General features: G+C 65.1%; 4 protein-coding genes. 1 reads left to right on the top strand and 3 read right to left on the bottom strand.

What is annotated here, in order from left to right:
• Positions 1-86: 86 nt before the first annotated feature.
• Genes sppA through RSO41_RS18120 form a run of 3 tightly spaced genes read right to left on the bottom strand, consistent with a single transcriptional unit; the run spans position 87 to position 2,818 of the window.
• The gene (gene sppA / locus RSO41_RS18130; RefSeq protein ID WP_315620666.1) at positions 87-1,181 is read right to left on the bottom strand and encodes a signal peptide peptidase SppA; all 1,095 of its coding nucleotides are present in this window, start codon (positions 1,179-1,181) and stop codon (positions 87-89) included.
• A 26-nt stretch (positions 1,182-1,207) separates the two neighbouring features.
• Positions 1,208-1,858, bottom strand: coding sequence for an HAD-IA family hydrolase (locus RSO41_RS18125; RefSeq protein WP_315620665.1), 651 nt, complete (start codon positions 1,856-1,858; stop codon positions 1,208-1,210).
• 12 nt (positions 1,859-1,870) lie between these two features.
• Positions 1,871-2,818, bottom strand: a complete 948-nt coding sequence (locus RSO41_RS18120) for an RluA family pseudouridine synthase (RefSeq protein ID WP_315620664.1) — start codon at positions 2,816-2,818, stop codon at positions 1,871-1,873.
• 926 nt (positions 2,819-3,744) lie between these two features.
• Between RSO41_RS18120 and rne the strand changes: the two genes are divergently transcribed.
• On the top strand, positions 3,745-6,626 hold a 2,882-nt coding region (gene rne, locus RSO41_RS18115; RefSeq protein WP_315620663.1), incomplete at its 3' end, for a ribonuclease E.

Here is a 6,626-nt window from a genome sequence, read left to right as displayed (position 1 = left end):
AGAGAATACCCCCGAAGCTTCCGGGAACAAGGTTTTTTTGTTTTTTCTTACAGCTTAAAGCTTATAGCTTACAGCTCTCGCTCCCTTCAGGGAGCGAGTTGGTAGCGCACCGGTGCTTCATCGCTCGAGAGTCCCAGCACCGAGGCCATGACGTTGCCGAAGCGGCGCGACAGCCGTTCGAAGGGATCGAGACGCGGCGTGTAATCCCGGGTGCGGGCCTCATCCAGATGGCGCCGGGCCACGCCATCGAGGCTGTCCAGCCGGTCCACCAGCCCGATCTCCAGGGCCTGCTCGCCGGTCCAGATCAGCCCGCTGAACAGGCGGTCGTCTTCGGCCAGGCGATCGCCACGCCCGGCCTTGACGTCATCGATGAACTGCTGATGCGTGGTGGCCAGCACCTCCTGCCAGAAACGCCGCTGAGACGGTTCGACGTCCGCGAAGGGGTCGAGGAAGTCCTTGTTCTCGCCGGCCGTGAAGACGCGACGCTCGATGCCCAGCCGCTGGATGGCCTGCTCGAAGCCGAAGCCGGCGTGAATCACCCCGATGGATCCCACCAGACTCGCCGGCGCGGCAACGATCTCGTCCGCAGCGGCGGCAATATAGTAGGCACCACTGGCACCGATATCCTCGACGACCGCGATGATCGGCTTGTCGCCGCTCTCGCGCAGCCGCATCACTTCGTCGTAGATCCGCTGTGACTGCACCGGACTGCCTCCCGGGCTGTCGATATGCAGCACCACTGCCTTCGCCGCCGAGGCCTTCCAGGCACGCTCGACACCTTCGATGACGCGCGAGGCACTCGCCGGTGAATCACGATCGATCACGCCTTCCACCTCGACCACACCAAGATGCGGTCCTTCGGCCTCCAGCGGCCCTTGAGCGGCAAAAAGGCCATAGAACGTCAGTGCCAGGGACGACAGGATCAGTAGCGCGAAGACGAAACGGAAGAACAGCTTCCAGCGCCGCGTACGCCGCTGTTCGACGAGCACCCCCTCGATCCAGCGATCAAGCATGGCCTGCTCGGCCAGGCGGCGGCGCTCGCGAAGCGTCTCGGCATCGTCACTGTCACCGTCGACAGGCACGCTCTCGGCCTCGCCTTGTCCCCGGGCCTGCCGGCGCCGCCGCGCTTCCTCCGCGGACAGCTCCGGCCCCTCGGTCCAGTCGTCATTGTTGTCGCTCATACTGACCTCGTCTCCCAGACGCTTGCTCAACCATGGAGCCAATCGATCAGCTCGGGAAAACTCCCGGCCGTGAAGGTCGGCCGACTGGCGGCCAGACGCTCGGGCTCGTGTACACCGTAGGTCACCGCGATGCGATCCATGCCCAGCGCCCGGGCCATTTCCATGTCATATTCGGTATCGCCGACCATCACCGCCTCATCGACCGCGACGCCGAGCTCATCGAGCAACTCCTCGAGCATCTGCGGATGCGGCTTGGAACGGGTCTCGTCGGCCGTGCGACTGGCATGGAACCAGGCGCCACTGCCGCTCTCGCGAAAGACGCGATCCAGCCCCCGCCGGCTCTTGCCGGTTGCCACCGCCAGGCGCGAGCGATCGCTGGCTCGCAAGCGAGCCACCCCCTCGCTCACCCCAGGGTAAAAGGGCATCGGCGTGGTGTCGCCTTCGACAAAGTAATGGGCATAACGCTGCTTGAGGGCCTCGGCGCGCTCCGCGTCGATCCCGGGACACAGCTTGGCGATGGCTTCGGGCAGGCCCAGCCCGATGATGTCCCGCACCCGCTCGTCCGGCAACTCACCCCAGCCGATATCGCGACCGGCGGCCTGCATGCTGGCGACGATCCGGCCCACGGAGTCCATCAGGGTGCCATCCCAGTCGAAGATCATCAGTCGGTAGCGCATGGTGTCTCCATGTCATTGAGCCTGGCGGGCACGTGCAAGCACGGCATCGAGCGATTCGCCGAGCGGTGCGCGAATCTGCACCGGCTTGCCGCTGGTCGGTTCGGGAAAGGTCAGCGAAGAGGCGTGCAGGAAGAGCCTGGACAGACCCCACCGGGCGGCGAGTCGTTGTCCTTCTCGGGACCCGTACTTGTCGTCGCCCAGCAGCGGATGCCCCGCATGAGCCGCGTGGACACGAATCTGGTGAGTACGCCCGGTAACCGGCTCCGCCTCCATCAGGGTCGCGCCGGCGAAGGCCTCGCGCACGGCGAAGCGCGTGCGTGCCACCTTGCCGCCGGCGTCGACCCGTACGCGCCGCTCCCCATTGCCGGCATCGAAGCGGTCCAGGCGAGCACTGACGAAATCGCGACGTGCCGGCCAGCGTCCAGCCACCAGCGCCAGGTAGCGCTTGTTCATCTCATGGCGCTTGAGCGCCGTATTGAGCGTCAGCAACGCCGAGCGCGACTTGGCCAGCAGCAGGCATCCCGAGGTGTCACGGTCCAGGCGGTGTACCAGCTCGAGAAAGTCCAGGTCCTCGCGCACCTGGCGCAACGCCTCGATCAGGCCGATCTTGACGCCACTGCCGCCATGCACGGCGAGACCCGAGGGTTTGTTGATCACCAGCCAGTCACGCCCCTCGAGCAGCACGCTGCCGGCCAGCAGGTTGCGCAGATTTTCGCTGACCTCGCGGACCGCCTCGCGGGGCGCCAGCTTGAGCGGCGGAATACGCACCACGTCGCCCGTCGCCAACCGTGAGTCGGCCTTGACCCGCTTCTTGTTCACCCGTACTTCGCCCTTGCGCACGATACGGTAGATCAGCGAACGCGGTGCGCCCTTGAGGCGCGTCATCAGAAAATTATCGATCCGTTGGCCAGCCTGGCCTTCGGTCACTTCTACCCATTGTACATCGCGGCCATCGGCCATGCCGGCTCACTCCACTGAATACCTGATACCTGCGGAAAGGGAAATACTGAATAAATCGCCGAGCATAGTGAAGGCTAGGCCCGTTCCCGACGGGCCATCGCATTTCCCACATCCATGTGGGTCACGCAAGGCGCACGGCGCACAGAAAGCGAGACATAACACGAGGTTAGGAGAGCTTTCGAGCACCGCGTAACGCAGCGATTTGCATGCGCAGGCATTTAAGCAATGTTTCCAAAGGGCGCATTCTATCGCAGTGAGCCCCATCCTGCGCCAATTGCTGGGCACCCCCTTTACTGTTATATTGCCGACTCGTTCCAATGGGTTGAAATGCCCGTGAAGCGCGCCTGCACGACGCACACGCAGGCCGGAACGAAAAGATCAGGCCGCGACGACTCTCGCCAATCCGAGGTCCCGCCGCCGAAGTGAAAGCGATACAACGCCACGCCCGCCCGATCACGTCCGAGATGACGCGATACGAGATCACGGGATACGTACAACATCGTGCCGGAGGCCGGCGTTGGCGAATCGATGAATGCCAGGTGTTGGCGGTGACCGCAGGGCCGGATGGGCGAAGTCCCGCCGAGACATGTCCTGCCTCCGCCCCGTACTCAACATGATCATGCCGTGCCGGCCAGGCCAACCAATCGCCACCGACACGGCCGGGCGCAGTTCCGCATCCGCGACATGCGCTGAGCACAAGCACGCAGCACCCAGCGGTTCGCCTTCGTCGATGCATGGAAGCCCAAGGGCTTGATGATCGTCGCGAGAGGCACGGGTTTCGAGACATGGTTGGCGATCCAGCGCCGCCCAGGCGGCGCCAGCACGGGATCCCCGCACCTGGCCGGAATACCGAGCCCGACACCGTCCGACATCAGGTTCATGGAGCTGTCTGGGCGCCCACCGGCGCGTCCATTTTGCGAGACGCCATGAAACGGATGCTCATCAATGCGACCCAGCCCGAAGAGCTGCGCGTCGCCCTGGTCGATGGACAACGCCTCTACGACCTGGACATCGAATCCGGTGCCCGGGAACAGAAAAAAGCCAACATCTATCGCGGCAGGATCACCCGCGTCGAACCCTCACTGGAAGCCGCCTTCGTCGACTTCGGTGCCGAACGTCACGGTTTTCTTCCCCTCAAGGAAGTCTCTCGCGACTACTTCATCAAGGAACCCTCGGGGCGCCCCAGCATCAAGGAGGTCCTCAAGGAGGGGCAGGAAGTCATCGTCCAGGTCGACAAGGAGGAACGTGGCAACAAGGGCGCGGCCCTGACCACCTTCATCAGCCTGGCCGGCCGCTTCCTGGTCCTGATGCCCAACAACCCTCGCGCCGGCGGTATCTCGCGGCGTATCGAGGGTGAAGAGCGCGCCCAGCTCAAGGACGCCATGGGGCAGCTGACCGTGCCCGACAAAATGGGCCTGATCGTGCGCACCGCCGGCATCGGCCGTTCCCCCGAAGAGCTGCAGTGGGACCTGGATTATCTGGTACAGGTCTGGGAGTCGATCACCGGCGAGGCCGGCAAGCGCCCCGCCCCCTTCCTCATCTATCGCGAATCCAATGTCATCATTCGCGCCATGCGCGACTATCTCCGCCAGGACATCGGCGAGGTACTGATCGACAGCGAGGAAGTGCACCAGGAGGCGCTCACCTTCATTCGCCAGGTGATGCCTTCCTATCAGCAGAAGATCAAGCGCTACGCCGACGAGGTGCCGCTGTTCTCGCGCTTCCAGATCGAGTCGCAGATCGAGACCGCCTACGAGCGCGAGGTCAAGCTGCCCTCCGGTGGCTCCATCGTCATCGACCATACCGAAGCCCTGGTCTCGATCGATATCAACTCGGCACGCGCCACCCGCGGCAGCGACATCGAGGAGACCGCGCTGCAGACCAACCTCGAGGCCGCCGACGAGATAGCCCGCCAGCTGCGCCTGCGCGACATCGGCGGCTTGGTGGTCATCGACTTCATCGACATGAGCCCGGCCCGCAATCAGCGCGAGGTCGAGAACCGGGTGCGCGATGCGCTCAAGATCGACCGCGCCCGAGTGCAGATCGGTCGCATCTCGCGCTTCGGCCTGATGGAAATGTCCCGCCAGCGCCTGCGTCCTTCGCTCGGCGAGACCAGCGGCGTGGTCTGCCCGCGCTGTGACGGTCAGGGCACCATTCGCGATGTTCGCTCCATCTCGCTGTCGATCATGCGCCTGATCGAGGAAGAGGCCATGAAGGAGCGCAGTGCCCAGATCCGGGCCATCCTGCCCGTTCCCGTGGCCACTTACCTACTCAACGAGAAGCGCAGCGTGCTGGCCGACATCGAACAACGCCAGGACGTGCGCGTGGTGTTGCTGCCCCACCCCGACATGGACACGCCGCACTACGACGTGCAGCGCCTGCGCGACGACCACGTCGACGAGGAAGGCGGCATCCAGTCCAGCTTCGAGATCTCCACCGACACCGAGGTCGGCCGCGAACCCGAGGCGGCCTTCGGCAAGCCCGTCAAGCGTGACGAAGCCGCGGTCAAGACCGTCGTGCATCATGAGCCGGCCCCGGCGTCCCTGCAGCAGGACGCCCCGAGCCAGCCCGCCGCCAAGCCTGCCGCCGCGCCCGTGCCGGCCCAGCGCGAGGGTGTGCTGGGTCGACTGGTCAAGGGCTTCACCCGCCTGTTGAACGGCGAAGAGGACGCTACCGGCAGCCAGAGCGCTTCCCGGACCACCCAGTCGCGTACCGAGACACCGACGCGCGACACCAGCACCGACCGGCGCCAAGACAAGAGCGACCAGAGCGGTGCCTCTTCTTCCGGCGGTGGAGATGGTCGACAGCGCAATCGTCGCCAGCGCTCGGACCGCTCCGACAACGCCCGCTCCGACAACCGTGGCAGCAACAATGCCAAGGGGCAGTCTCAGGGAGACGACAAGACTTCCACGTCCGATAACCAGAGTCGCGGCAACCGTGGCGGCCGTGGTCGTCGCCAGGACGAGGGGCGTGGCAATGCCCAGGAGACGCGTGGCAACGCGTCCAGGGACACTCGCAAGAACAAGAATCAGGACAATCAGGGCAAGGGGCAGGATAAACAAGGCAAGAGCCAGGACAGCCGCGCCAAGACCCAGGACAATCGCAAGTCCAGCGATAACGAGCGCCAGAAGGGTAATGCCGACGTCGCCAAGACCGAGCGCAAGGACGACGACACCAGGTCGACGACCCCCGACAAGCCCAAGCGCACTCGTAACAACCCGCGCCAGCGCAGCCGCCAGCATGCCTTGAACCCCAAGGCCGAGGCCGAGCAGAAACGCCTGCAGGAAGAGGCTGCACGCGAAGCCTCTCAGGCCGACGCCAACAACACGGCAGGCCAGGCCGACCAGGCTGCCGACCCCAGGGCCGAGGCACCGACATCCGAAACGCCCAAGCCGGAGAAGGCGCAGGCCAGGACCGAGGACAAGGCGGCCGCTAGCCAGCCGACCGACGCTGCCAAGGCCGCCGAGCCAAAGGCGGAAGCGTCAACGGCCGAAACCTCGACGCCCGAACCGGCCAGCCAGCCGGAGAAGGCTCAGGCGCCGACCGAGACCAAGGCGACTACCGGCCAGCCGGCCGAGACCGCCAGGTCAGAGGCAACCGCATCCAAGGCGGAAACCAAGGCCGAAGAAAGCGCCAAGCCCGAGACCAAAGCCCCTCAAGCCAAGACGTCGGAGGCTGAGTCGACCCAACAGTCGGAGAAGGCTCAGGCACCGACCGAGGCCAAGGCGACTACCGGCCAGCCGGCCGAGACCGCCAGGTCAGAGGCAACCGCGTCCAAGGCGGAAACCAAGGCCGAAGAAAGCGCCAA

Source organism: Halomonas sp. I1 (genome assembly GCF_032334135.1).
In the GTDB taxonomy this organism is placed as follows: Bacteria; Pseudomonadota; Gammaproteobacteria; order Pseudomonadales; family Halomonadaceae; genus Halomonas.
This window is presented reverse-complemented; position numbering and strand designations above follow the sequence as displayed.

Bases quoted from the DNA above. Each gene is read 5' to 3' on its own strand.
- RSO41_RS18125 (WP_315620665.1), bottom strand. From the start codon at position 1,858: ATGCGCTACCGACTGATGATCTTCGACTGGGATGGCACCCTGATGGAC.
- RSO41_RS18120 (WP_315620664.1), bottom strand. From the start codon at position 2,818: ATGGCCGATGGCCGCGATGTACAATGGGTAGAAGTGACCGAAGGCCAG.
- sppA (WP_315620666.1), bottom strand. From the start codon at position 1,181: ATGAGCGACAACAATGACGACTGGACCGAGGGGCCGGAGCTGTCCGCG.